This window comes from Pseudomonas songnenensis (genome assembly GCF_003696315.1).
GTDB classification, from domain to species: domain Bacteria; phylum Pseudomonadota; class Gammaproteobacteria; order Pseudomonadales; family Pseudomonadaceae; genus Stutzerimonas; species Stutzerimonas songnenensis.
This window is the reverse complement of sequence record NZ_RFFN01000007.1, coordinates 123,095-147,862: the sequence shown is the minus strand read 5'-3', so window position 1 is coordinate 147,862 and position 24,768 is coordinate 123,095. Positions and strand designations below refer to the sequence as shown.

Genomic DNA, 24,768 nt, shown 5'->3' with positions numbered 1-24,768 from the left:
CCAATCCCGGAGGGAAGTATGGGCGCGCTCTACATGATCGTTGGTACCCTTGTTGCGCTCGGGGTGCTGGTGACATTCCACGAATTCGGTCATTTCTGGGTCGCACGTCGTTGCGGGGTCAGGGTGCTGCGGTTCTCCGTGGGCTTTGGCAGTCCGCTCGTTCGCTGGCACGACCGGCACGGCACCGAGTTCGTCATCGCAGCCATACCATTGGGTGGCTACGTCAAGATGCTCGACGAGCGGGAAGGTGACGTGCCGGCGGCTATGCTTGACAGCGCCTTCAACCGCAAGACTGTGCGTCAACGCTTCGCCATCGTGTCGGCTGGTCCGCTGGCCAACTTTCTCCTCGCTCTGGTGTTCTTCTGGCTCCTGGCAATGCTTGGCAGCGAGCAGGTGCGCCCCGTAGTTGGCGCTGTCGAGCCTGGCAGTCTTGCAGCGCAGGCTGGCCTGGCCGTCGATCAGGAGATCGTTGCGGTCAATGGCAAACCCGTCAGCGGCTGGGGCGAGGTCAATCTGCAGTTGGTCCGTCGCTTGGGCGAAAGCGGTCAGCTCGATCTGACGGTTCGCGACATAGGGAGCAGTGCCGAGCGACATCTGCAGGTTCCGCTGCAGAACTGGCTAAAGGGGGTCGAAGAGCCGGATCCGATCACCTCGCTTGGTATCAGGCCTTGGCGCCCGCAAATTGCGCCGGTCATCGCCCAGTTGGACCCCGAGGGGCCGGCGCAGGCGGCTGGCATCCGTCTCGGTGACCGTTTGCTGAGTCTGGATCAGCGGCCGCTCGATGACTGGCAGCAGGTAATAGACGCGGTCAGGGTATTGCCCGGTGAGCCGGTTTCACTGCAGGTTGAGCGTGACGGTCAGCGTCTGGATGTGCCGCTGACGTTGGCTGCTCGAGGCGATGGGGATGCGCGACGCGGTTATCTTGGTGCAGGGGTTGAAGGCGGAGAATGGCCGGCAGAGATGCTGCGCGAGGTCAGGTTCGGTCCTCTCGACGCGCTGGTAGAAGGTGCAAAGCGTACCTGGACCATGAGCCTGCTGACCCTCGATTCGCTGAAGAAAATGCTCTTCGGGGAGCTCTCGGTAAAAAACTTGAGCGGCCCGATAACCATTGCTAAAGTGGCGGGCGCTTCTGCCCAGTCGGGGTTGGGGGATTTCCTCAATTTTCTGGCCTATCTGAGCATTAGTCTGGGGGTTCTCAATCTATTGCCTATCCCGGTGCTCGATGGTGGTCATCTGCTCTTCTATCTCGTCGAGTGGGTCCGTGGGCGTCCTCTGTCGGAGCGGGTGCAGGGATGGGGGGTACAGATCGGTATCAGCCTTGTGGTAGGGGTGATGCTGCTAGCACTGGTCAATGACCTTGGCCGTCTGTAACGCCGAATCCGTAGTGTCGCCGTGCCGAATCGCCGGTTCATTTATCAGGTTTGAATAAGAAAGGACTTCATGAAACGTCTGCTGCTACCTGCGGTTATTTCCGCATTGATGATTGCCGAAGTTCACGCTGAGTCCTTCACTATCTCCGATATCCGGGTCAACGGCCTGCAGCGGGTTTCCGCTGGCAGCGTATTCGGCGCATTGCCTTTGAACGTGGGTGAGGCTGCTGACGATACCCGCCTCGTCGATGCAACTCGTGCGCTTTTTCGCACCGGCTTCTTTCAAGATATCCAGCTCGGGCGCGAAGGCGATGTGCTGGTCATCAGTGTAGTCGAACGGCCGTCCATTTCGGGCATCGAAATCGAAGGTAACAAGGCGATCAAGACTGAGGATCTGCTTTCGGGTCTGCAGCAGTCCGGACTGGCTGAAGGCGAGATTTTCCAGCGTGCCACGCTCGAAGGCGTGCGCAACGAGTTGCAACGCCAGTACGTCGCTCAGGGCCGCTACTCGGCAACCATCGAGACCGAAGTCGTGGCCCAGCCGCGCAATCGTGTTGCGCTGAAGATCAAGATCAACGAAGGCTCGGTTGCGGCCATCAAGCACGTCAACATCGTTGGTAACTCTGTCTTTGCCGACGAAGATCTGGTCGATCTTTTTGAATTGAAAACGACCAATTGGCTCTCTTTCTTCCGCAACGACGACAAATACGCGCGTGAAAAGCTGTCCGGTGACTTGGAGCGGCTGCGTTCCTACTATCTGGATCGCGGCTACATCAACATGGATATCACCTCGACCCAGGTATCCATCACCCCTGACAAGAAACATGTCTATGTCACTGTGAATATCGACGAAGGCGAGCGCTATACGGTTCGCGACGTCAAACTCAGTGGTGACCTCAAGGTGCCGCAAGAAGAGATCGAGGCGCTGCTACTGGCCAAGGAAGGACAGGTCTTCTCGCGCAAGGTGATGACCACTACTTCCGAATTGATCACCCGGCGGTTGGGTAACGAAGGTTATACCTTTGCCAACGTCAACGGCGTTCCAGAGGCGCATGACGAAGACAATACGGTGTCCATTACCTTCGTCGTCGATCCGGGCAAGCGTGCGTACGTCAACCGCATCAATTTCCGTGGCAATACCAAGACCGAAGACGAAGTGCTGCGCCGCGAGATGCGCCAGATGGAAGGTGGCTGGGCTTCGACCTATCTGATCGACCAATCCAAGACTCGCCTCGAGCGTCTCGGTTTCTTCAAGGAAGTTAACGTTGAAACGCCCCAGGTCCCGGGCACGGATGATCAGATCGACGTTAACTACAGTGTCGAGGAACAGCCGTCCGGTTCGATCATGGCCAGTATCGGCTTTGCGCAGAATGCTGGTCTGATCCTCGGTGGCTCCATCAGCCAGAACAACTTCCTCGGTACAGGTAACCGCGTATCGCTGGGCTTGACGCGCAGCGAGTACCAGTCGCGTTACAACTTCGGTTTCGTGGACCCCTACTGGACCGAAGATGGCGTCAGTCTTGGCTACAACGCCTTCTATCGCACCACCGATTACGATGAACTGGACTATGACGTCTCCAGTTACTCGGTGGACAGCTTGGGTGGTGGCGTCAATATTGGATACCCGATCAGCGAAACCTCCCGTCTGTCCTTCGGCTTGACTGTACAGCAGGACGATCTGGATACCGGCCGCTACACCGTGGATGAGATCTTCGATTTCATGGAAGAAGAGGGTGACAGCTTCCTCAACTTCAAGGCGTCGGTGGGGTGGTCGGAGTCGACGCTCAACCGCGGCGTGCTTGCGACACGTGGTCATTCTCAGAGCCTGGTCTTCGAAACCACGATTCCGGGCAGCGATCTGTCGTTTTACAAGCTCGATTACAACGGCCAGCTGTTCGTGCCGATGAGCAAGGACTACACCCTGCGCATGCATACCCGCCTGGGTTACGGCGACGCCTACGGGTCGACGTCAAGCTTGCCGTTCTACGAGCATTACTACGCAGGTGGTTTCAATTCCGTGCGCGGTTTTGAAGACAGCAGTCTTGGCCCACGTAGCACGCCGAGTGATGGTTCGCGTCCGGGAACTATTGCAGATCCGGATCAGGACCCGTTGCCGTTCGGTGGTAACGTGCTGATTCAGGGTGGCCTGGAAGTGCTGTTCCCGATGCCGTTCGTCAAGGATCAGCGCTCTCTGCGAACCTCCGTATTCTGGGACGTGGGTAACGTGTTCAATACGAATTGCCCATCGGGTGCGGCCAATTGCAGCGATATCGATTTCGGCGACATGGCCAGTTCGGTCGGCGTTGGTTTGACCTGGATTACCGCCATGGGCCCGCTGAGCTTCAGTCTGGCCATGCCGGTGGTCAAGCCCGATGACGCCGATACCCAGGTATTCCAGTTCTCGCTGGGACAAACGTTCTAATATTGCGGCGTTGATGCTGCCGTGTTTTCTTTCAGGAGTGGTGTTTACCGTGCGTAAGTTGACTCAACTGTTTCTCGTCGTTGCCGCGCTGGTAGCGACCCCCGCGTTTGCTGAAATGAAAATTGCGGTCATGAACTATCAGATGGCGCTGCTCGAGTCCGATGCTGCCAAGCGTTACGCGGTCGATGCGGAGAAGAAGTTCGGTCCCCAGTTGAGCAAGCTCAAGACACTGGAAAGCGACGCCAAGCGCATCCAGGACCGTCTGATGAAGGATGGCGACAAGATGCAGCAGGCCGAGCGTGAGCGTCTGGAACTCGAGTTCAAGCAGAAGGCTCGCGATTTCCAGTTCCAATCCAAGGAGCTGAATGAATCCAAGGCGGTGGCTGATCGCGACATGCTCAAGCAGCTGAAGCCGAAGCTGGACCAGGCTGTCGAAGAAGTCATCAAAAAAGGCAACTACGATCTGGTGTTCGAGCGCGGTGCCGTGGTGGATGTCAAGCCTCAGTTCGACATCACCCGCCAGGTCATCGAGCGCATGAATCAGCTGCGCTGACATGGCAGGCGCAGTTTTCACACTCGGTCAGCTGGCCGGGGAGCTGGGTGGCAGCCTGCGTGGTGACGCTGCCCTGATCGTAAATGGGCTCGCGACCTTGCAGGAAGCGGGTCCATCGCAGCTGAGCTTCCTGGCCAATGCCCAGTACCGCAAGTACCTGGCGGCTACCCAGGCCGCTGCAGTGTTGCTGTCTCCGGCGGATGCCGAGGCTTATGAACGCCCGGCTATCATCGTCAGCGACCCCTATCTTGCCTATGCTCGGGCCTCGCACCTGTTCGAGACCCGCCCGCAGACGGCCAGTGGCATCCATCCCACCGCATTGGTAGCGGCCGACGCGCACGTTCATCCATCGGCCAGTATCGGGCCCTATGTGGTGATCGAGGCAGGTGCCTCCATCGACGCGGATGTGGTGATTGGTGCGCAGTCGTTCATCGGGGCGCGCAGCCGGATCGGCGAAGGCGGGCGACTGGCTCCGCGGGTCACGCTTTATCACGATGTGCTGATAGGCAAGCGCGTGGTGATCCAGTCGGGTGCGGTGATCGGTGGTGAGGGGTTCGGTTTCGCCAAGGAGAAGGGCGCTTGGCAAAAGATTGCACAGATCGGCGGCGTGCGTATCGGCGATGATGTCGAAATAGGCTCCAATACCACCATTGATCGCGGTGCCCTTTCCGACACGCTGATCGGTAACGGTGTGAAGCTGGACAATCAGATCATGATTGCGCACAACGTGCAGGTGGGGGACAACACCGCGATGGCGGGTTGCGCCGGCATCTCCGGCAGCACCAAGATCGGGCGTAACTGCATGATCGCCGGCGGGGTCGGCATGGTTGGACACATCGAGGTCTGTGACAACGTGTTCGTGACAGGGATGACCATGGTCACTCGTTCCATTACTGAGCCTGGCAGCTATTCCTCCGGTACGGCGATGCAGAATGCTGCCGATTGGAGAAAGAGCGCGGCGCGGATCCGTCAGCTGGACGACATGGCCCGCCGGCTGCAACAGTTGGAGAAAAGCCTGGCCGCCGTGACTCAGGCTCAGAATCCGGCTTCTGATGCCTGAGCTTACCGTCTGATCCGACTTTTTCGGGGTTAATGCACTGTCAGTGCTGGCGCGAGCTTTCAGCGCAGGCTGCCCTATACTTTTTTACAGGCTCTTTCCTGACATGATGGATATCAACGAAATTCGCGAATACTTGCCTCACCGCTACCCGTTCCTGCTGGTGGATCGTGTGACGGAGATGGACCTCGAGGCCAAGCGCGTTCGTGCGTACAAGAACGTCACCATCAATGAGCCGTTCTTCAACGGGCATTTTCCACAGCATCCGATCATGCCGGGTGTGCTGATCATCGAGGCCATGGCGCAGGCTGCCGGCTTGCTGGGCTTCAAGATGATGGGTGTCAAGCCATCCGATGGCACGCTTTACTATTTCGTTGGCTCTGACAAGCTGCGTTTTCGCCAGCCGGTCGTTCCTGGCGATCAGTTGGTCCTGGAGGCTTCTTTCATCAGCGCCAAGCGTGGCATCTGGAAGTTCGATTGCCGTGCCAGCGTCGATGGCAAGCCGGTCTGCTCGGCCGAAATCATCTGCGCGGAACAGAAGATATGAGTTTGATCGACCCTCGCGCCATCATCGACCCTGCGGCCCGGCTGGCGGATGACGTCCAGGTCGGGCCTTGGTCGATCATTGGCGCGGATGTCGAGATTGGCGAAGGTACTGTGATTGCGTCGCACGTGGTCATAAAAGGACCGACTCGCATCGGGCGTCACAATCGCATTTATCAGTTCTCCTCGGTCGGTGAAGACACGCCGGACCTGAAGTACAAAGGCGAGCCTACGCGCCTGGTGATTGGAGATCACAACGTGATTCGCGAGGGTGTGACCATCCATCGCGGCACTGTTCAGGATCGCTCCGAAACCACCATTGGTAATCACAACCTGATCATGGCCTATGCACACATTGGCCACGACAGCGTGATCGCCAATCATTGCATTCTGGTCAACAACACCGCGTTGGCCGGTCACGTCCATGTAGGCGACTGGGCCATTCTTTCCGGTTACACCTTGGTGCACCAGTTCTGCCACATCGGCGCCCATAGCTTCTCCGGGATGGGAACCGCGATCGGCAAGGATGTACCCGCATTCGTCACCGTATTCGGCAACCCGGCGGAGGCGCGCAGCATGAACTTCGAAGGCATGCGTCGTCGTGGCTTCAGCGCCGAAGCCGTTCACGCCCTGCGCAACGCTTACAAGGTCGTCTACCGCAAGGGCTTGACCGTGGAGGCCGCCCTCAGCGAGCTGGCTGAGAGTGCGGCGGCATTCCCTGAGGTCGCGATCTTCCGTGACTCGATCCAGGCTTCAACTCGTGGCATCACCCGCTGAAATGAGCCGGCCGCTCAGGGTTGCCCTGGTGGCCGGAGAATCCTCCGGTGACATCCTTGGTTCGGGTCTGATGCAGGCACTGAAGGCTCAGCACGCCGATGTCGAGTTCATCGGCGTCGGCGGCTCGCGCATGCAGGCCGAAGGGTTGCAGTCGTACTTTCCGCTCGAGCGCCTGGCGGTGATGGGGCTGGTCGAAGTGCTTGGCCGTTTGCCGGAATTGCTGGCCCGCCGCAAACGCCTGGTGGATACACTGATCCAGCAGCGGCCGGACGTCTTCATCGGTATCGACGCGCCCGATTTCAATCTCGGGCTTGAGCTCAAGCTGCGCCGCGCCGGGATCAAGACCGTGCACTATGTCAGTCCATCGGTCTGGGCCTGGCGGCAGAAGCGGGTGCTGAAGATACGTGACGCCTGCGATCTGATGCTCACGCTGTTTCCGTTCGAGGCCAAGTTCTACGACGCCCACCAAGTACCGGTGCGCTTCGTCGGTCATCCCCTCGCCGATGCCATTCCGCTTTGCGCCGATCGGGCTGCGGCACGGCAAACGCTCGGGTTGCCGGCGGATGGCCTGGTTGTCGCGCTGATGCCGGGCAGCAGGGGCGGCGAGGTGGCTCGGCTGGGGGATCTGTTTCTTTCCGCGGCCGAACGGTTGCGTGCCATGCGACCGGGCATTCGCTTCGTCATGCCTTGCGCCAGCCCGGAACGTCGGACCCAGCTTGAACAGATGCTGGTCACCCGCGATCTGCCGCTGACTCTGCTCGATGGTCGCTCCCATGAGGCTCTGGCCGCCTGCAACGCGGTACTGATTGCCTCCGGCACGGCAACACTCGAGGCGCTGCTGTTCAAGCGGCCAATGGTGGTCGCCTACAGTGTCGCGCCAATGACCTATCGCATTCTCCGGCGACTGGTTAAGAGTCCCTACGTCGCGCTTCCCAATCTGCTGGCCCAGCGCCTGCTGGTTCCGGAACTGTTGCAGGATGCGGCGACTCCCGAGGCGCTTGCCCAGGCGCTGTCGCCGTTGCTTGACGATGGCGACGTGCAGACAGAAGGCTTCGACAGCATCCACCGCACGCTGCGTTGTGATGCCTCGAGTCAGGCAGCCGACGCTGTGCTGCGGCTGGTTGGGGGGCGCTGATGCAGTTCGGGCTCGATTTCAACCTGGTCGAAGAACTGGTCGTCGGCGTCGATGAGGTAGGGCGCGGGCCCCTTTGTGGTCCGGTGGTAACAGCCGCCGTGATCCTCGATCCGGCGCGTCCGATCGAAGGCCTCAACGACTCAAAAAAGCTGAGCGAGGCTCGTCGCGAGGCATTGTTCGACGAGATCTGCGAAAAAGCGGTGGCTTGGTGCATTGCCCGAGCCGAAGTCGAAGAGATCGATCAGCTGAACATTCTTCACGCCACGATGCTCGCCATGCAGCGTGCGGTAGACGGGTTGAGCGTCACGCCGCGGCTGGCCCTCATCGATGGCAATCGTTGCCCTCAGCTGAACGTTCCCAGCGCACCGGTGATCCAGGGCGACGGTCAGGTGCCGGCTATCGCTGCGGCATCCATTCTTGCCAAGGTCAGTCGGGATCGTGAAATGCAGGCACTTGACCTCTGTTATCCGGGCTACGGGCTTGCCGGGCACAAGGGGTATCCGACTCCCAGTCATCTGGAAGCGCTTCGTCGGCTGGGGCCGACACCCATCCATCGTCGCTCCTTCGCTCCCGTCCGGGCGTTGCTGGAGCAGGCCGTCGTCGACACCCAGGTTCCGGTCAGCGTTCTGTTGGTCTAGCCCGCGACAAGCGATGATCTGCTGCGTGCAGGCCGCGTGTTTTGCGTTTCCCGCTCTTCGCTGGCATCCCCGCTGACCGCATGATGCCGCGCCCCCAGTCCCCAGCCGATCCATGCTTTCCGGTACAATCCCGCGCCTGTCGTTTTACCAGCTCAAGGTCTGTACATGCCTGTTTCCTTCGTCCATCTCCGTCTGCATACCGAGTACTCGCTGGTCGATGGCCTGGTGCGGGTCAAGCCGCTGATCAAGGCGGTGGCGGCGGGCGGCATGCCGGCTGTGGCCGTGACCGACATGAGCAACATGTGCTCGCTGGTGAAGTTCTACAAGACGGCACAGGGCGCCGGAGTCAAACCGATCTGTGGCGCGGATATCTGGCTGGCTGGCTGTGATGAGGATGGTCCGCTCAGCCGGTTGACCCTGTTGGCGATGAACCCCAAGGGTTACCGCAATCTCACCGAGCTGATCTCTCGCGGCTGGACCGAAGGCCAGCGCAATGACCTTGTGATCATCGAACGCGACTGGGTCAAGCAAGCCGCGGAAGGCCTGATTGCGTTGTCCGGGGCCAAAGAAGGCGAGGTCGGCCAGGCGTTGCTCAACGGTGACGAAGCGTTGGCGGAAGCGCGTTTGGCCGAATGGCGCGACGTGTTTGCTGATCGCTTATACCTGGAGATCCAGCGCACCAGCCGGGTCAATGATGAAGAACATCTGCACGCCGCGGTCGCGCTCGCCGACCGTACCGGCACCCCGTTGGTGGCGACCAACGACGTACGCTTCCTCAAACAAGAGGATTTCGAGGCGCACGAAACCCGCGTGTGCATCGGCGAAGGCCGCACGCTGGATGATCCGCGACGGCCGCGTACCTACTCTGATCAGCAGTATCTGAAGACTCCGGCAGAGATGGCTGAACTGTTCAGCGATCTCCCTGAGGCCCTGGAAAACACCGTCGAGATCGCAAAGCGCTGCAACATCGAAGTGCAGCTGGGCACCTACTTCCTGCCGAACTTCCCGGTGCCCGAGGGCATGACCATCGACGACTACCTGCGCCAGGTGTCGTTCGAGGGGTTGGAGGAACGGCTGGAGGTGCTGCTGCCCAAGGACACGCCCGACTACGAGGCGAAGAAGCAGGTCTACATCGATCGTCTCGAGTTCGAGCTGGGCACCATCATCCAGATGGGCTTCCCCGGTTACTTCCTGATCGTTATGGACTTCATCAAGTGGGCGAAGAACAACGGCGTGCCGGTAGGCCCGGGCCGTGGCTCGGGTGCCGGCTCGCTGGTCGCCTACGTGCTGAAGATCACCGACCTCGATCCGCTGGCCTATGACCTGCTGTTCGAGCGCTTCCTCAACCCCGAACGTATTTCCATGCCCGACTTCGACGTCGACTTCTGCATGGATGGTCGCGACCGGGTCATCGATTACGTGGCCGAGGCATATGGCCGTAATGCGGTCAGCCAGATCATCACCTTCGGCACCATGGCGGCCAAGGCCGTGGTGCGCGATGTGGCGCGGGTGCAGGGCAAGTCGTACGGCCTGGCTGACCGCCTGTCGAAGATGATTCCCTTCGAAGTCGGCATGACGCTGGAAAAAGCCTACGAGATGGAGGAGCCCCTGCGTGACTTCCTCGCCGTGGACGAGGACGCCCGGGAAATCTGGGAGATGGCGCTCAAGCTCGAGGGCATCACCCGCGGTACCGGCAAGCACGCCGGTGGCGTGGTGATCGCGCCGACCAAGCTGACCGACTTCGCGCCGATCGCCTGTGACGAAGAGGGCGGCGGTCTGGTGACTCAGTTCGACAAGGACGACGTCGAGCAGGCAGGCCTGGTGAAGTTCGACTTCCTCGGTCTGCGCACGCTGACCATCATCAAGTGGGCGCTGGAAACAATCAATCGGGAGCAGGCCAAGAAAGGTCTGGAGCCGATCAACATCGACTTCATTCCGCTGGATGACAAGCCGACCTACCAGTTGCTGCAGAAGGCCGAAACCACTGCGGTATTCCAGCTGGAATCGCGCGGCATGAAGGAGCTCATCAAGAAGCTCAAACCCGACTGCCTGGAAGACCTGATCGCACTGGTGGCGCTGTTCCGTCCCGGTCCGCTGCAGTCGGGCATGGTCGACGACTTCATCAACCGCAAGCACGGTCGTGCCGAGGTTTCCTATCCGCACCCGGACTATCAATACGCAGGTCTGGAGCCAGTGCTCAAGCCCACCTACGGCATCATCCTGTATCAGGAACAGGTCATGCAGATCGCCCAGGTGATGGCCGGCTACACCCTCGGCGGCGCGGACATGCTGCGCCGTGCGATGGGCAAGAAAAAGCCCGAGGAGATGGCCAAGCAGCGTGGCGGCTTCATCGAAGGTTGCGCCAATAACGGCATCGATGGCGAGCTGGCAGGTAACATTTTCGACCTGGTGGAGAAGTTCGCTGGTTACGGCTTCAACAAGTCGCACTCGGCTGCCTATGGCCTGGTGTCCTACCAGACCGCCTGGCTCAAGGCGCATTACCCGTCGCCGTTCATGGCTGCCGTGCTTTCTGCGGATATGCACAACACCGACAAGGTGGTGATCCTCATCGAGGAATGCCGCAGCATGAAGCTGCGCATCGATCCGCCGGATGTGAACGTTTCCGAGTTCAAGTTCACGGTCAATGACGACGGACGGATCGTCTACGGGCTCGGCGCGGTCAAGGGCGTCGGTGAGGGGCCCGTGGAGGCCATCGCCGAATGCCGAGCGGAAGGCGGGCCGTTCAAGGATCTGTTCGATTTCTGTGCACGCATCGATCTCAAACGCATCAACAAGCGTACTCTCGAGGCGCTGATCCGCTCCGGTGCATTGGATCGTCTCGGACCGTATTTCTTCGAGGAGGCGAAGGCCTACCAAGCCAACATCGATCGCAATCGAGCGGTGTTGCTGGCGGCCATGGAAGAAGCTGTCCAGTCTGCCGAGCAGACGGCGCGCAGCGCGGAAAGTGGGCACATGGACCTGTTCGGCGGCCTGTTCGCCGAGCCGGAGGCCGATGTCTATGCCAATCACCGCAACGCCCGCGAGCTGTCGCTCAAGGAGCGCCTGAAGGGCGAGAAGGATACCCTCGGTCTGTACCTCACCGGTCATCCGATCGACGAGTACGAAGGCGAGGTGCGGCGCTTTGCCCGCCAGCGCATCATCGATCTGCGTCCGGCGAGAGGTGAGCAGACCATCGCTGGTCTGATCGTCAACCTGCGCGTGATGAAGAACAAGAAGGGCGACAAGATGGGCTTCATCACGCTGGACGATCGCTCCGGGCGCATTGAGGCTTCGCTGTTTGCCGAGGCGTTCAACAGCGCCCAGGCCCTGCTGCAGACCGATGCGCTGGTTGTGGTGGAGGGGGAAGTCAGCAATGACGACTTCTCCGGCGGCCTGCGCCTGCGGGCCAAGCGCGTGATGAGCCTGGAAGAGGCGCGTACCGGGCTCGCCGAGAGCTTGCGCGTGAAGGTCGCCGGCGAGGCGCTCAAGGGTGAGCGCATGCGCTGGTTGGCCGATGTCTGTGGCCGTCACCGTGGTGCCTGCCCGATTACCTTGGAATACACGGGGCGCGATGCGCGCGCCTTGCTGCAGTTCGGTGAGGAGTGGCGGATCGACCCCGCTGACAACTTGATTCAGGCATTGCGTGACCAGTTCGGACGCGACAACGTCTTTCTGCAATACCGATAGAGGGCGGACGCCTGGAAAGCAGCGCAAGCGCGCTTTTCGAGCCAAGGCCCGAACGGCCCGGTGATGACCGGGTCATGGTTCAGAACAATTTTTGTTCGACCTGAATGCGCCTCTCCCGTAAGGTAAGGCGCAAAAAACGGAACAGCCTCCCGGCCGCCTGGCCGTCGACGCATGACGGATGCCTATGAACCCGAATTTCCTGGATTTCGAACAGCCGATCGCCGACCTGCAAGCCAAGATCGAAGAATTGCGCCTGGTTGGTAACGACAACTCGCTGAACATTGGCGATGAGATTGCCCGCCTGCAGGACAAGAGCGAATCGCTCACCGAAAGCATCTTCGGCAACCTGACCAGCTGGCAGATCGCTCGCCTGGCTCGCCACCCGCAGCGGCCCTATACCCTCGACTACATCAATCACCTGTTCACCGAGTTCGAAGAGCTGCACGGTGATCGCCACTTCTCCGATGACGCCGCTATCGTTGGCGGGACCGCACGTCTGGATGGCCAGCCGGTGATGGTGATCGGGCATCAGAAGGGCCGTGAGGTACGTGAGAAGGTGCGCCGCAACTTCGGCATGCCGCGCCCCGAGGGCTACCGCAAAGCCTGCCGTCTGATGGAGATGGCCGAACGCTTCAAGATGCCGATCCTGACCTTCATCGACACCCCGGGCGCCTATCCGGGTATCGATGCCGAAGAGCGCAACCAGAGCGAGGCCATTGCCTGGAACCTGCGCGTGATGGCGCGTCTGAAGACGCCGATCATCGCCACCGTGATTGGTGAAGGTGGTTCAGGCGGTGCGCTGGCCATTGGTGTCTGCGACCAACTGAACATGCTGCAATACTCCACCTACGCGGTGATTTCGCCGGAAGGCTGCGCCTCTATTCTCTGGCGCACTGCCGAGAAGGCGCCGGAAGCCGCCGAGGCCATGGGTGTCACCGCCGAGCGCCTGAAGGATCTGGGCATCGTCGACAAAGTGATCCCCGAGCCGCTGGGCGGCGCTCACCGCAATCCCGCCGTCATGGCCGCGGCCATGCGCGAGCAGCTCAATAGCCAGCTGCACATGCTCAAGTCGCTGGATACCGATGCGCTGCTCGCGCGTCGTTATGAGCGCCTTATGAGCTACGGCATCGCCTGATCCATTGCGCCAGCCAAGCGTCTCGATTCGGTTGGTCCGAATCGAGACGCTTGGTTGTATGTCGTGGTTGCTGCTTCCCCTCGCTGCTTGCCCCGCTGAGCTTTATGCTTGCCGACAACGTCGGTTCTCGAAGCGCTTGCATGTCCCTCGATTCCCTCCTGCTTTCCGCGCTTGCGCCTTGGCGTAGCTCACCGATCTGGTGGGTGGCGTTCTCTGGCGGTCTCGATTCAACCGTTCTCCTGCATTTGTTGGCTCGGCTCGCTGATCGGTATGAGCTGCCGGTCATTCGCGCGATTCATGTGCACCATGGCCTGCAGGTTGCTGCCGATGATTGGTCGGCCCACTGCCAGCTGGTCTGCGATGAGCTTGGCGTCGCGCTAAGCGTCATCCGGGTGCGTGTCGGGTCTGGTGCCAGTGTCGAGCAGGCTGCCCGCATTGCCCGCTATCAGGCCTTTGGCGAGTGCTTGGGTGAAGGTGAACTGCTGTTGACCGGCCAGCATCGCGATGATCAGGCCGAAACGGTGCTATTCCGTCTGCTACGCGGTGCCGGTGTGCGTGGGCTGGCGGCGATGCCGGCGGTGCGATCGCTGGGGCGCGGTAGTCTGGTTCGGCCGTTGCTGGAGGTGTCGCGGGCCGATCTCGAGGCTTATGCGCGCGCCAACGGCCTCGCGTGGGTAGAGGATCCCAGCAACCAGCAGCTGGAATATTCGCGCAATTTTCTGCGCCGTCAGGTTTTGCCGCTGCTGCAGCAGCGCTGGCCGCGGACGGTATCCAGTCTGGCGCGTACCGCCGGCCATATGGCCGAGGCGCAGCAATTGCTCGACGAGCTGGCGCAGCAGGATCTCGCCGCCGCGCAGGGCATTGGCGATTGCCAATGGTCGAACCTGCCGAACCTGGCGCTAGCGCCGCTGCGTGGGCTGACATCGGCGCGACAGCGTAATGCGCTGCGTTATTGGTTGGCAGGGCTGACCCTGGCGCCGGATGAGAATCACTGGGCCGGCTGGGAGTGTCTGCGGGACGCCAGGCCAGATGCCACGCCTCGCTGGCGCTTGGCTGGCGGCGAACTGCAGCGCGGTGGAGATCGAATCTGGTGGTTGCCGGATGCCTGGCTGGAGCCCGTTGGCGGGCCAGTCAGCTGGTCCGGCCCGGATACAAGCCTGGCACTGCCGGGTAACGGCACCTTGCGAATCGAAGGGGAACTGCCCTCGGGCAGGCTGCAGGTCCGCTATCGACAGGGCGGCGAAACAATGCTGGTGCCAACGCGCGGTCGGCGCGACCTCAAGCGCCTGTTGAGCGAAGCCGGGGTGCCGACATTCGTGCGCGCCCGCCTGCCGTTGCTGTATTGCGATGAGGAGCTGGTCGCGGTGGCCAACCTGCCGCAGCTCAGTAGAGGGGGTGTTGCACTTAATTGGTGCGCGCCTGAATTCTAAGTGGTTTGAGCTGATAAGGCCTTTCCGGTAGACTACGCTCCCGTCTCAATACAGCTTCTGCGGTTTCTTCGAATCCGTGGCAGTTGCGCTATTGCCGCACGCGAGCAATGGCACCTTCGCTTTCCCCCGGCGGCGCCAGCCGCTTAACGCAGACTTCTAGGGTTTTTCATGACGCGCTACATCTTCGTCACGGGTGGTGTTGTTTCTTCATTGGGGAAAGGCATCGCCTCGGCTTCATTGGCGGCCATCCTGGAGGCGCGGGGCCTGAAGGTCACGATGCTCAAGCTTGACCCTTACATCAACGTCGATCCGGGCACCATGAGCCCGTTCCAGCACGGTGAGGTGTTCGTCACTCATGACGGCGCCGAGACCGATCTCGACCTGGGACACTACGAGCGGTTCATCCGCACCCGCATGACCCAGAACAACAACTTCACCACCGGTCGCGTCTACGAAGACGTGCTGCGCCGCGAGCGCCGTGGTGATTACCTGGGCGCGACCATCCAGGTCATTCCGCACATCACCGACGAGATCAAGCGCCGCATCATCAAGGGCGCCGGCGATGCCGACGTGGCTCTGGTGGAAGTCGGTGGCACCGTTGGCGACATCGAGTCGCAGCCGTTCCTCGAAGCAATCCGCCAGCTGCGCGTCGAAGTGGGTGCCAAGCGCGCCATGCTGATGCACCTGACGCTTGTGCCCTACATCGCCACCGCCGGTGAGACCAAGACCAAGCCGACGCAGCACTCGGTCAAGGAGCTGCGCTCCATCGGCCTGCAGCCGGACGTGCTGGTCTGCCGCTCCGATCGCGCCATCGATGTTTCTTCGCGCCGCAAGATCGCGCTGTTCACCAACGTCGAAGAGCGTGCGGTGATCAGCCTGCCGGACGCCGACACCATCTACAAGATTCCGGGCATCCTGCATGCTCAGGGCCTCGATGACTACGTGGTCGAGCGCTTTGGCCTGGAGTGCCGTGGTGCCGATCTCTCCGAGTGGGATCGTGTCGTCGATGCCAAGCTGCACCCGGAGAAGGAAGTCACCATCGCCATGGTCGGCAAGTACATGGAACTTCTGGATGCCTACAAATCTCTGATCGAGGCGATGAGCCACGCTGGCATCCAGAGCCGTACCAAAGTGAACCTGCGCTATATCGACTCCGAAGACATCGAGAATCAGGGCACCGGTCTGCTGGAAGATGTCGACGCCATTCTGGTGCCCGGCGGCTTCGGCCTGCGCGGCGTCGAGGGCAAGATCGCTACGGTGCGCTACGCCCGCGAGAACAAGATCCCGTATCTGGGCATCTGCCTGGGTATGCAGGTCGCGGTCATCGAGTTCGCCCGTGATGTGCTGGGCTGGTCCGACGCGAACTCCACTGAGTTCGACAAGGACAGCAGCCATCCGGTCGTCGGCTTGATCACCGAGTGGGAAGACGCCAGTGGCGCCGTGGAAACCCGCAGTGATAACTCGGATCTGGGCGGCACCATGCGTCTTGGCGCTCAGGAGTGCGGCCTCGAAGCCGGCTCCAAGGTATTCGAGTGCTACGGTCAGGAGCGTATCGTCGAGCGCCATCGCCATCGTTACGAAGTGAACAACAACCTGTTGCCGCAATTGCAGGCAGCGGGCCTGAAGATTACCGGGCGCTCCGGCGACGGCGCGCTGGTGGAAGTGGTCGAGGCTCCGGATCATCCCTGGTTCGTCGCTTGCCAGTTCCACCCTGAATTCACCTCCACGCCGCGTGACGGCCATCCGCTGTTCAGCGGTTTCGTCAAGGCGGCGCTGGAACACAAGGCTAAGAAGGCATGAGCCAGAAGACCATCCGCGTAGGCAACATCGAGATCGCCAACGACAAGCCGTTCGTGCTGTTCGGCGGCATCAACGTGCTGGAATCCCGCGATCTGGCCATGCAAGCCTGCGAAGAGTACGTGCGGGTGACCGAGAAGCTCGGCATTCCCTACGTGTTCAAGGCCAGCTTCGACAAGGCCAATCGCTCCTCGATCACCTCGTTCCGCGGTCCGGGCCTGGAAGAGGGGATGAAGATCTTCGAGGAAGTGAAGAAGACCTTCGGCGTGCCGGTCATCACCGATGTGCATGAGCCCTGGCAGGCGCAGCCGGTTGCCGAAGTCTGCGACATCATCCAGCTGCCGGCCTTTCTCTCCCGGCAGACCGACCTGGTGGTGGCGATGGCCAAGACCGGCGCGGTGATCAATATCAAGAAGGCCCAGTTTCTCGCGCCGCAGGAGATGAAGCACATCCTCAAGAAGTGCGAGGAAGCCGGCAACGATCAGCTGATCCTTTGCGAACGCGGCTCGTCCTTCGGCTACAACAATCTGGTCGTCGACATGCTCGGCTTCGGCATCATGAAGCAGTTCGAATACCCGGTGTTCTTCGACGTCACCCACGCGTTGCAGATGCCGGGTGGTCGTTCGGATTCCGCCGGTGGCCGTCGCGCCCAGGTCACCGATCTGGCCAAGGCCGGTCTGTCCCAGGGACTGGCCGGTCTGTTCCTCGAGGCGCATCCGGATCCGGACAACGCCAAGTGCGACGGCCCGTGCGCGCTGCGCCTGAACAAGCTCGAAGCTTTCCTCACCCAGCTCAAGCAGCTGGATGATCTGGTCAAGAATTTCCCGCCAATCGAAACTGCTTGAAAGCCTTGCAGCTATCTATGGAGTGTTAACAACAATGGCAAAGATCGTCGACATCAAGGGGCGTGAAGTTCTCGACTCCCGCGGCAACCCCACCGTGGAAGCCGATGTGATCCTCGATAACGGCATCATCGGCAGCGCCTGTGCGCCGTCCGGTGCATCCACCGGCTCCCGCGAGGCTCTGGAACTGCGCGATGGCGACAAGAGCCGTTACCTGGGCAAGGGCGTACTGACCGCCGTTGCCAACGTAAACGGCCCGATCCGTGAGCTGCTTCTGGGCAAGGATCCGCTCGATCAGAAGTCGCTGGACCAGGCGATGATCGAACTCGACGGTACCGAGAACAAGGGCAAGCTGGGTGCGAACGCTATCCTCGCCGTGTCCCTGGCTGCTGCGAAGGCTGCTGCCCAGGCCAAGGGCGTGCCGCTGTACGCCCACATTGCCGATCTGAACGGCACTCCGGGCGTCTACTCCATGCCGGTGCCGATGATGAACATCATCAACGGCGGTGAGCATGCCGACAACAACGTCGACATCCAGGAGTTCATGGTCCAGCCGGTCGGTGCCAAGACGTTTGCCGATGCTCTGCGCATGGGCGCGGAGATCTTCCACCACCTCAAAGCCGTGCTGAAGGCTCGTGGTCTGAGCACGTCCGTAGGTGACGAGGGTGGCTTCGCGCCCAACCTCGCCTCCAACGAGGACGCCCTGGCGGCAATCGCCGAGGCCGTGGCCAATGCCGGCTACAATCTGGGTGATGACGTCACCCTGGCTCTGGACTGCGCTTCCTCCGAGTTCTTCAAGGACGGCAAGTACGACCTGGCCGGCGAAGGCAAGGTGTTCGACGCCGCTGGATTTGCCGACTACCTGGCCGGTCTGAGCCAGCGCTATCCGATCATCTCCATCGAAGATGGCATGGACGAGTCCGACTGGTCTGGCTGGAAGGTGTTGACCGACAAGATCGGCGACAAGGTGCAGCTGGTCGGTGACGACCTGTTCGTGACCAACACCAAGATTCTCAAGCGCGGCATCGACGAGAAGATCGGTAACTCGATCCTGATCAAGTTCAACCAGATCGGCTCGCTGACCGAAACCCTGGAAGCCATCCAGATGGCCAAGGCCGCTGGTTACACCGCGGTGATTTCGCACCGTTCCGGCGAAACCGAAGACAGCACCATTGCCGACCTGGCTGTGGGTACCGCCGCTGGTCAGATCAAGACCGGTTCGCTGTGCCGCTCGGACCGCGTGTCCAAGTACAACCAGCTGCTGCGTATCGAGGAGCAGTTGGCCGGCAAGGCGCCTTACAAAGGTCGTGCCGAATTCCGCGGCTGATCCGCGGCACTTAAAAAAGGGCGGCGCGAGTCGCCCTTTTTTGTTTCAATCGGCGTCGTGTCGGCGCAATCGTTATTGCACCGCTCAAGCCACTCGCATTCCGATACACGAACCACAGCCGAAGTCGTTTCATGCCTTCTAAGCGTCGCCCCTACTGGTTGTTCGTCGTCCTGCTCCTGCTTCTTGGCGGGCTGCAGTACCGTCTCTGGGTGGGCGAGGGCAGCCTGGCGCAGGTCAACAGTCTGAATAAGCAGATCGCCGAGCAACAGGGTGAGAACGAACGGTTGCTGGAGCGCAATCGAATCCTCGAGGCGGAAGTCCGGGAGCTGAAGCAGGGCATGGAAACCGTCGAGGAGCGCGCCCGTCAGGAGCTTGGCATGGTCAAAGAGGGTGAGACCCTCTTTCAGCTGATCGAATGACCCGGCGCCCGTTGCCCTCGTTCTGGGTAGTCATTCCTGCTGCCGGCGTTGGCAGCCGCATGCGCGCCGACCGTCCGAAACAGTACCTGCAGCTGGGCGGCCGGAGCATCATCGAACACACCCTCGATTGTTTTCTCGATCATCCGACGCTTGCCGGCGTGACGGTCTGTATTGCGCCAAACGATCCCTATTGGCCAAATCTGCCCTGTGCCGGCGATCCGCGTGTCCAGCGCGCGCCAGGTGGCCGCGAGCGTTGTGATTCGGTGCTCAACGGGCTGCGGCGTCTCAGCGAGCTGGGCGCGAACGGGCATGACTGGGTGCTGGTGCATGATGCGGCACGCCCCAATCTTGCACGCGAGGATCTGGACAGGCTTTTGCTTGAGCTGGCGGACGATTCGGTCGGCGGGCTGCTGGCAGTGCCCGCTCGGGATACGCTTAAGCGGGTAGGGCTGGACGGTCGGGTAGTCGAAACGGTTGATCGCAGCGTCATCTGGCAGGCTTTTACACCGCAGATGTTTCGCTTGGGTATGTTGCGCGACGCGCTCGTGGGAGCGCTTGACGCAGCTGTGCGGGTTACCGACGAAGCCTCGGCGCTGGAATGGGCCGGTCACGCGCCGAAGGTCGTCGAAGGTCGCGCGGATAACCTGAAGGTGACGCGGCCCGAGGATCTCGACTGGCTGGAGCAGCGCTGGGGCGGCGGTCGCGTCGAGTGAAGCGGGCAGGGTTGCCTGCCCGCCTGACGCCATCAGAACCGATAGATCGCTGCCGCGCCCGTGCCGGTCGGCATGCGTTCGGTCGGCACCACGACCACCTCGCCGCCTTGTTCCAGCGTCCAGATCGTCAGTTCATCGAGCAAGTCCGGGGTATTGACGTCGTCCTCGGATGCAGGCGTTGCCGTCCCGTCATTCTTATCGACGTGTCCCGGAATCTGCCGCTCGGCCTCTACCAGGAGGGTGGCAACCCGACCCTGGCGAGTGGCCTGGCCGATGTCCTCCAAATGGTCGGATGCCAGCCCTTGCCCGTGGGACGCGCCAAACTGGTTGAGCAAGCCTTCAAGGCGCTTGAGATAGCGTGGCTGCATCACCATCCAGCTTTTGCTGCGCAGTTCTTCGATGCTCAATGCGTGCAGGCCCATCTCGATGCCTTCCGGTAGCAGGTTAGGGTTATGACTGAGGCGGCGGAAATGCGGCTGCTGCTCGGGTAGGGCAGCGAGGATCAGCGGTAGACCTGACGGTTTGGAGTGATGCTCCAGGATGGTCCGGTCGACCTCGCGGAAGTAGCGATCACGGTCGCGGTCTATCTCCGCCTGCTTGCCGCTGCCGCCGGCCTCTACCTGCATCGGATCGCCACGTTCGCTGGCACGACTGTACCCCTGTGGGAAACCGCTCTGGCCCTTTTCGGTAAGGTCGCTGCCAAGGGCGTCGGCGAGCGTCTTCGGTACGGCTTCATGCAGCCTTACCTCATCGAGCGCATCACGGTTGCCCTCGAACAGGCGTACCGAGTCGCGCGAGAGGCAGAGGATCTGGAAGCGATCAGCCGATTGGGCGATGCGCATCAGCGGCTTGAGGTGCATGCGCGAGTTGGCGACCGCCATCTCCGGCACACTGCGTTGCAGTCGATAGATCTGGAAGTAATCTTTCGCGCCAAAGGCTGCAAGCCCATCGAGGTTGTGGTTCCAGAAGTCGTTGTTGTCGATAAGCGCGTAAAAAGGTTCGAGCAGCGCTGAAGCCTGTTCGGCGTACCCTTGTTGCTTGAGTGTGTCTTCCAGTTGGCGGACCAGATGCCTGAAGCGGATCGGGTCCTGCTGGCGCTCGGGGAAGCTGCGATGAGTGGGCTGATAGACGGAAAGGCAGGGCCCGTCACGTCGTGCCAGCAGGTTGGTCAGGGTTTCGCGATCGAGCAGTCGGTTCATGCGTGGCCTCCAGTAGCTGTGGTTCGGTCCCTCGCAGAAAGGTCGATGGCTCACTCAATGGCCATCGTGGGCCAGGTCAATGGCGGTTGAGCTTGTCCAGTGCGTGACCCAGCGCGTGGTTCAGCTTTTCCGCTGCCCCGTTGATTGCCATGTCGAGCGTTTCGGCCTTGTGCGTGGCCGAAATGGGGTCGTGACCCTTGACTCGCGCTTCCATCTGGCAGCGTTTGTCCTGGGGGCCACTCTTGTTGCTGTTTTCGTCGTTGAGATGAACTTCGACGCGGGTCAGATGATCATCGAAGCGTTCCAGCTCGGTCTCCACCGTTGCCTTGATCCGATCTTCAAGATCACTGGTAACACTGATGCTGTGGTTGCTGTTCACCAGAACCTGCATGGCTTCCTCCTGATTGCAGCGCTGCACCCTTCGCAGCACAGGCGGCCCGAAGAGCTGCAGCTACACAAGGTACGACGTGGTGGAGTCGGGCGGGTTCCGCCACCGTCCTGGCCTCGGACGCGCGGTTCAAGTTCTGTTCAGCTTGGGCTGGCGGCATACTCGTGGCGCCGGCCAAGCCCGACCTTGAGCGCTTCGACGAGCAGGCGCACCTTCGGCAGCGGATAGCGGCGTTGCGGATAGACCGCCCAGACAGCGGTATCTGGTGGCTGGTTACCTTCCAGTAGGGAAACCAGCTCGCCGCGCTGCAGCGGGCCTTGCACGTAGTAATCCGGCAGCTGACACAGACCAAAGCCACGCAGGGCAGCGTCGAGCACCGCCTCGCCGCTGTTGCAGCGCCAGTTGCCGCTGGGCTTGAAATGCTGCTCGCGGCCCTCGATCTGGAACGTCCAGATGTCGCTCGTGCCGATCAGGCAGTTGTGCCGCGCCAGTTCCGACAGCGTGTGTGGCCGACCATAGCGCTCGAGATAGTCGGGTGCTGCGCACAGATACATCGCGCGTGGGGCAATTCGTGTGGCGACCAGTCGTGACTCGCCGAGTTTGCCTAGGCGAATCGCCAGGTCGTAGCCTTCCTGCACCAGATCGAGCGTACGGTTGGTCAGCTCGATATCGACCCGCAGCTGCGGGTGCCTTGCCATGAATTCGTTGACCAGCGGCACGATGAAGCGCTCGCCATAAGCCACCGCCGCGGTCATGCGCAGCAACCCGGTGGGGGCGCTATGCAGATCGCTGATGGCAAGGAACGCCTCGTCGCGCTCCTCGATCAATCGCTGGCAGCGGGCGAAGAAGGTATGACCGGCTTCGGTGAGCGACACGCGGCGCGTGGTGCGGTACAGCAGGCGGGCCTGCAGGCGCTCTTCGAGGCGGGCGATCTGTCGACTGACATGGGATGACGAGACGCGCAACCGCTCAGCGGCGCGCATAAAGCTGCCGCATTCAGCGACAGCCACGAATTCATCGAGGCCTTCCCAGCGATTCATGGTCACACATCCTGATGTAGGGGAGCGACGTCGCTTGATTGCGCAGTCGGGGAGATTATCCCTGTATGGCAATAATGTTTTCCAGAATCCTCCATCAATCCCTGATTGGTCGTGAATTACACTCCGTGTTTTCCAGACAGTCGAGTGATGTTCATGACCATCAAATCGCGCGCCGCCGTTGCCTTCGGTCCCAACCAGCCCCTGCAGATCGTGGAAGTGGATGTCGCTCCGCCCAAGGCCGGCGAGGTCCTGATCCGCATCGTCGCCACCGGTGTTTGCCATACCGACGCCTACACCCTCTCCGGTGAGGATTCGGAAGGCGTCTTTCCCTGCATTCTCGGCCACGAAGGTGGCGGCATCGTCGAGGCGGTAGGCGAGGGCGTCACTTCGGTGGCGGTCGGCGATCATGTGATTCCGCTCTATACCGCCGAATGCCGGGAGTGCAAGTTCTGCAAGTCCGGCAAGACCAACCTCTGCAGCTCGGTTCGCGCCACCCAGGGCAAGGGCCTGATGCCCGATGGCACCACGCGCTTCAGCTACAACGGCGAGCCGATCTACCACTACATGGGCTGCTCGACCTTCTCCGAGTACACCGTGCTGCCGGAAGTCTCGGTGGCGAAGATCCCGAAAGAGGCGCCGCTGGAAAAGGTCTGCCTGCTCGGTTGCGGCGTGACCACCGGTATCGGTGCCGTGCTCAACACCGCGAAGGTTGAAGAAGGCGCTACCGTGGCCATCTTCGGTCTCGGCGGCATCGGCCTGGCGGCGATCATCGGCGCGAAGATGGCCAAGGCCAGCCGGATCATTGCCATCGACATCAACCCGGGCAAGTTCGCCATTGCCGAAGAGCTGGGCGCCACCGATTTCGTCAATCCGAAGGACCACGACAAGCCGATTCAAGAGGTGATCGTCGAGATGACCGATGGCGGTGTCGACTATTCCTTCGAATGCGTTGGTAACGTGCAACTGATGCGCGCAGCGCTCGAGTGCTGTCACAAGGGCTGGGGCGAGTCGACCATCATCGGCGTTGCTGGCGCGGGGCAGGAGATCAGCACGCGTCCGTTCCAGCTGGTCACCGGGCGCGTCTGGCGCGGTTCGGCGTTCGGTGGCGTAAAGGGCCGTACCGAGCTACCGAGCTATGTGGAGAAGGCGCAGAGCGGCGAGATTCCGCTGGACACCTTCATCACCCACAACATGCCGCTGGACCAGATCAACGAAGCGTTCGACCTGATGCACGAAGGCAAGAGCATCCGGACCGTCATCCACTTCTGATCCCCTGGGTGGATAACGCCGTCGTTTGGCGGCTTGTCCACCTCGACCGGTGGAGGCCCGCGCGGTTTCCACCTTGCGCGAGGCCCGTTCATGACCCTTGAAATCGTTTCCAGCAACAAGAGCTTCGGTGGCTGGCACAAGCGCTACCGCCACCGTTCCAGCAGCCTGAACTGCGACATGGTATTTGCCGTGTTCCTGCCGCCGCAGGCCGAGCAGGGTGAAAAACTGCCGGTGCTGTACTGGCTGTCCGGCTTGACCTGCACCGACGAAAATTTCATGCAGAAGGCGGGAGCGCTGCGCATGGCGGCCGAGCTCGGACTGATCATCGTCGCGCCGGATACCAGCCCGCGCGGAGCAGGCGTGCCGGATGATCCCGACGGCGCCTGGGATTTCGGCCTGGGCGCGGGCTTCTATCTCAATGCGACGCAAGAACCCTGGGCCCAGCATTACCGGATGTACGACTACGTCGTCGAGGAACTGCCGGCACTGGTCGAGGCCAATTTTCCCGTTTCCAACCGCCGCGGCATCAGCGGGCACTCGATGGGCGGACACGGCGCGCTGATCTGCGCGTTGAAGAATCCCGGGCGGTATCAGTCGCTCTCGGCTTTCGCGCCCATCAGCAATCCGCTCAACTGCCCGTGGGGTGAAAAGGCGTTCAGCCGCTACCTGGGCGCCGACCGTTCGCGCTGGCGCGAGTGGGATGCCTGCGCGCTCATTGCCGATGCCAGCGAGAAGCTGCCGATGCTGGTCGACCAGGGCGATCGCGATGACTTCATGGAGGGTCAGCTCAAACCGCACTCGCTGCGTGCCGCTGCGGACGCTGCTGGGCACCCGCTGACGCTGCGCATCCAGCCGGGTTACGACCATAGCTACTACTTCATCGCCAGCTTTATCGATGATCACCTGCGTCATCATGCCGAGGCGCTGAAGGCGTAGGGTGGGTAACGGCGCTCGCGTCTACTGCCAGTACGTCAGCCACAAAAAAGGCCCGTCCGGACATGCCGGTCGGGCCTTTCCATCGCCAGGA

General features: G+C 61.2%; 21 protein-coding genes. 18 read left to right on the top strand and 3 right to left on the bottom strand.

Annotated elements, in window-relative coordinates:
- Positions 1-18: 18 nt before the first annotated feature.
- From rseP to ispD, 16 genes are all read left to right on the top strand, one after another.
- Complete coding sequence (gene rseP / locus EA798_RS17455) at positions 19-1,371, top strand: RIP metalloprotease RseP (RefSeq protein ID WP_122099763.1); 1,353 nt, start codon at positions 19-21, stop codon at positions 1,369-1,371.
- 69 nt (positions 1,372-1,440) lie between these two features.
- Positions 1,441-3,792 (top strand): outer membrane protein assembly factor BamA, encoded by a 2,352-nt coding sequence (bamA, locus tag EA798_RS17450; RefSeq protein ID WP_122099762.1) that lies wholly within the window; start codon positions 1,441-1,443, stop codon positions 3,790-3,792.
- Positions 3,793-3,841: 49 nt separating this feature from the next.
- Positions 3,842-4,345, top strand: coding sequence for an OmpH/Skp family outer membrane protein (locus EA798_RS17445; protein ID WP_015277590.1), 504 nt, complete (start codon positions 3,842-3,844; stop codon positions 4,343-4,345).
- Between the two features lies 1 nt (position 4,346).
- A complete protein-coding gene (gene lpxD / locus EA798_RS17440) occupies positions 4,347-5,405 on the top strand; it encodes a UDP-3-O-(3-hydroxymyristoyl)glucosamine N-acyltransferase (protein ID WP_106155379.1) in 1,059 nt (352 codons plus the stop codon).
- A 103-nt stretch (positions 5,406-5,508) separates the two neighbouring features.
- Complete coding sequence (gene fabZ, locus EA798_RS17435) at positions 5,509-5,949, top strand: 3-hydroxyacyl-ACP dehydratase FabZ (protein ID WP_015277588.1); 441 nt, start codon at positions 5,509-5,511, stop codon at positions 5,947-5,949.
- Positions 5,946-6,722 carry an acyl-ACP--UDP-N-acetylglucosamine O-acyltransferase gene (gene lpxA / locus EA798_RS17430; RefSeq protein ID WP_106155378.1) on the top strand — a complete coding sequence of 259 codons (777 nt, stop codon included), beginning with the start codon at positions 5,946-5,948 and terminating at the stop codon, positions 6,720-6,722. Before fabZ ends, lpxA begins: the two co-directional genes overlap by 4 nt.
- Before the next feature lies 1 nt (position 6,723).
- A complete protein-coding gene (lpxB, locus tag EA798_RS17425) occupies positions 6,724-7,857 on the top strand; it encodes a lipid-A-disaccharide synthase (RefSeq protein WP_122099761.1) in 1,134 nt (377 codons plus the stop codon).
- Entirely contained in the window at positions 7,857-8,495 is a 639-nt protein-coding gene (gene rnhB, locus EA798_RS17420; protein ID WP_122099760.1) for a ribonuclease HII, read from the top strand. The genes lpxB and rnhB overlap by 1 nt, the downstream gene beginning before the upstream one ends.
- 165 nt (positions 8,496-8,660) lie before the next feature.
- Complete coding sequence (gene dnaE, locus EA798_RS17415) at positions 8,661-12,182, top strand: DNA polymerase III subunit alpha (RefSeq protein ID WP_122099759.1); 3,522 nt, start codon at positions 8,661-8,663, stop codon at positions 12,180-12,182.
- A gap of 184 nt (positions 12,183-12,366) precedes the next feature.
- Positions 12,367-13,317, top strand: coding sequence for an acetyl-CoA carboxylase carboxyltransferase subunit alpha (locus EA798_RS17410; protein ID WP_013982338.1), 951 nt, complete (start codon positions 12,367-12,369; stop codon positions 13,315-13,317).
- 140 nt (positions 13,318-13,457) lie between these two features.
- Positions 13,458-14,747: a tRNA lysidine(34) synthetase TilS gene (gene tilS / locus EA798_RS17405; protein WP_122099758.1), complete on the top strand. Its 1,290-nt coding sequence runs from the start codon at positions 13,458-13,460 to the stop codon at positions 14,745-14,747.
- Positions 14,748-14,915: 168 nt separating this feature from the next.
- Positions 14,916-16,547, top strand: a complete 1,632-nt coding sequence (locus tag EA798_RS17400) for a CTP synthase (RefSeq protein WP_106155373.1) — start codon at positions 14,916-14,918, stop codon at positions 16,545-16,547.
- Positions 16,544-17,389 (top strand): 3-deoxy-8-phosphooctulonate synthase, encoded by an 846-nt coding sequence (kdsA, locus tag EA798_RS17395; RefSeq protein ID WP_106155372.1) that lies wholly within the window; start codon positions 16,544-16,546, stop codon positions 17,387-17,389. Before EA798_RS17400 ends, kdsA begins: the two co-directional genes overlap by 4 nt.
- 34 nt (positions 17,390-17,423) lie before the next feature.
- The gene (eno, locus tag EA798_RS17390) at positions 17,424-18,713 is read left to right on the top strand and encodes a phosphopyruvate hydratase (RefSeq protein ID WP_122099757.1); all 1,290 of its coding nucleotides are present in this window, start codon (positions 17,424-17,426) and stop codon (positions 18,711-18,713) included.
- A 131-nt stretch (positions 18,714-18,844) separates the two neighbouring features.
- The gene (gene ftsB, locus EA798_RS17385) at positions 18,845-19,132 is read left to right on the top strand and encodes a cell division protein FtsB (RefSeq protein WP_106155370.1); all 288 of its coding nucleotides are present in this window, start codon (positions 18,845-18,847) and stop codon (positions 19,130-19,132) included.
- Positions 19,129-19,845, top strand: a complete 717-nt coding sequence (gene ispD / locus EA798_RS17380; RefSeq protein WP_122099756.1) for a 2-C-methyl-D-erythritol 4-phosphate cytidylyltransferase — start codon at positions 19,129-19,131, stop codon at positions 19,843-19,845. Before ftsB ends, ispD begins: the two co-directional genes overlap by 4 nt.
- A gap of 32 nt (positions 19,846-19,877) precedes the next feature.
- On the opposite strand, the gene EA798_RS17375 is transcribed toward ispD, so the two are convergent.
- The 3 genes from EA798_RS17375 to EA798_RS17365 all read right to left on the bottom strand — a co-directional run bounded on the left by EA798_RS17375 (position 19,878) and on the right by EA798_RS17365 (position 22,472).
- Positions 19,878-21,044, bottom strand: a complete 1,167-nt coding sequence (locus EA798_RS17375) for a baeRF3 domain-containing protein (protein ID WP_122099755.1) — start codon at positions 21,042-21,044, stop codon at positions 19,878-19,880.
- A 76-nt stretch (positions 21,045-21,120) separates the two neighbouring features.
- Complete coding sequence (locus EA798_RS17370; RefSeq protein ID WP_106155367.1) at positions 21,121-21,435, bottom strand: HPF/RaiA family ribosome-associated protein; 315 nt, start codon at positions 21,433-21,435, stop codon at positions 21,121-21,123.
- Positions 21,436-21,572: 137 nt separating this feature from the next.
- Positions 21,573-22,472, bottom strand: coding sequence for a LysR family transcriptional regulator (locus EA798_RS17365; RefSeq protein WP_122099754.1), 900 nt, complete (start codon positions 22,470-22,472; stop codon positions 21,573-21,575).
- Between the two features lie 153 nt (positions 22,473-22,625).
- Here EA798_RS17365 and EA798_RS17360 point away from each other — a divergent pair, with 153 nt between their 5' ends.
- Positions 22,626-23,741, top strand: coding sequence for an S-(hydroxymethyl)glutathione dehydrogenase/class III alcohol dehydrogenase (locus EA798_RS17360; RefSeq protein ID WP_122099753.1), 1,116 nt, complete (start codon positions 22,626-22,628; stop codon positions 23,739-23,741).
- Between the two features lie 90 nt (positions 23,742-23,831).
- Positions 23,832-24,677 carry an S-formylglutathione hydrolase gene (gene fghA / locus EA798_RS17355; protein WP_122099752.1) on the top strand — a complete coding sequence of 282 codons (846 nt, stop codon included), beginning with the start codon at positions 23,832-23,834 and terminating at the stop codon, positions 24,675-24,677.
- Positions 24,678-24,768 lie beyond the last annotated feature (91 nt).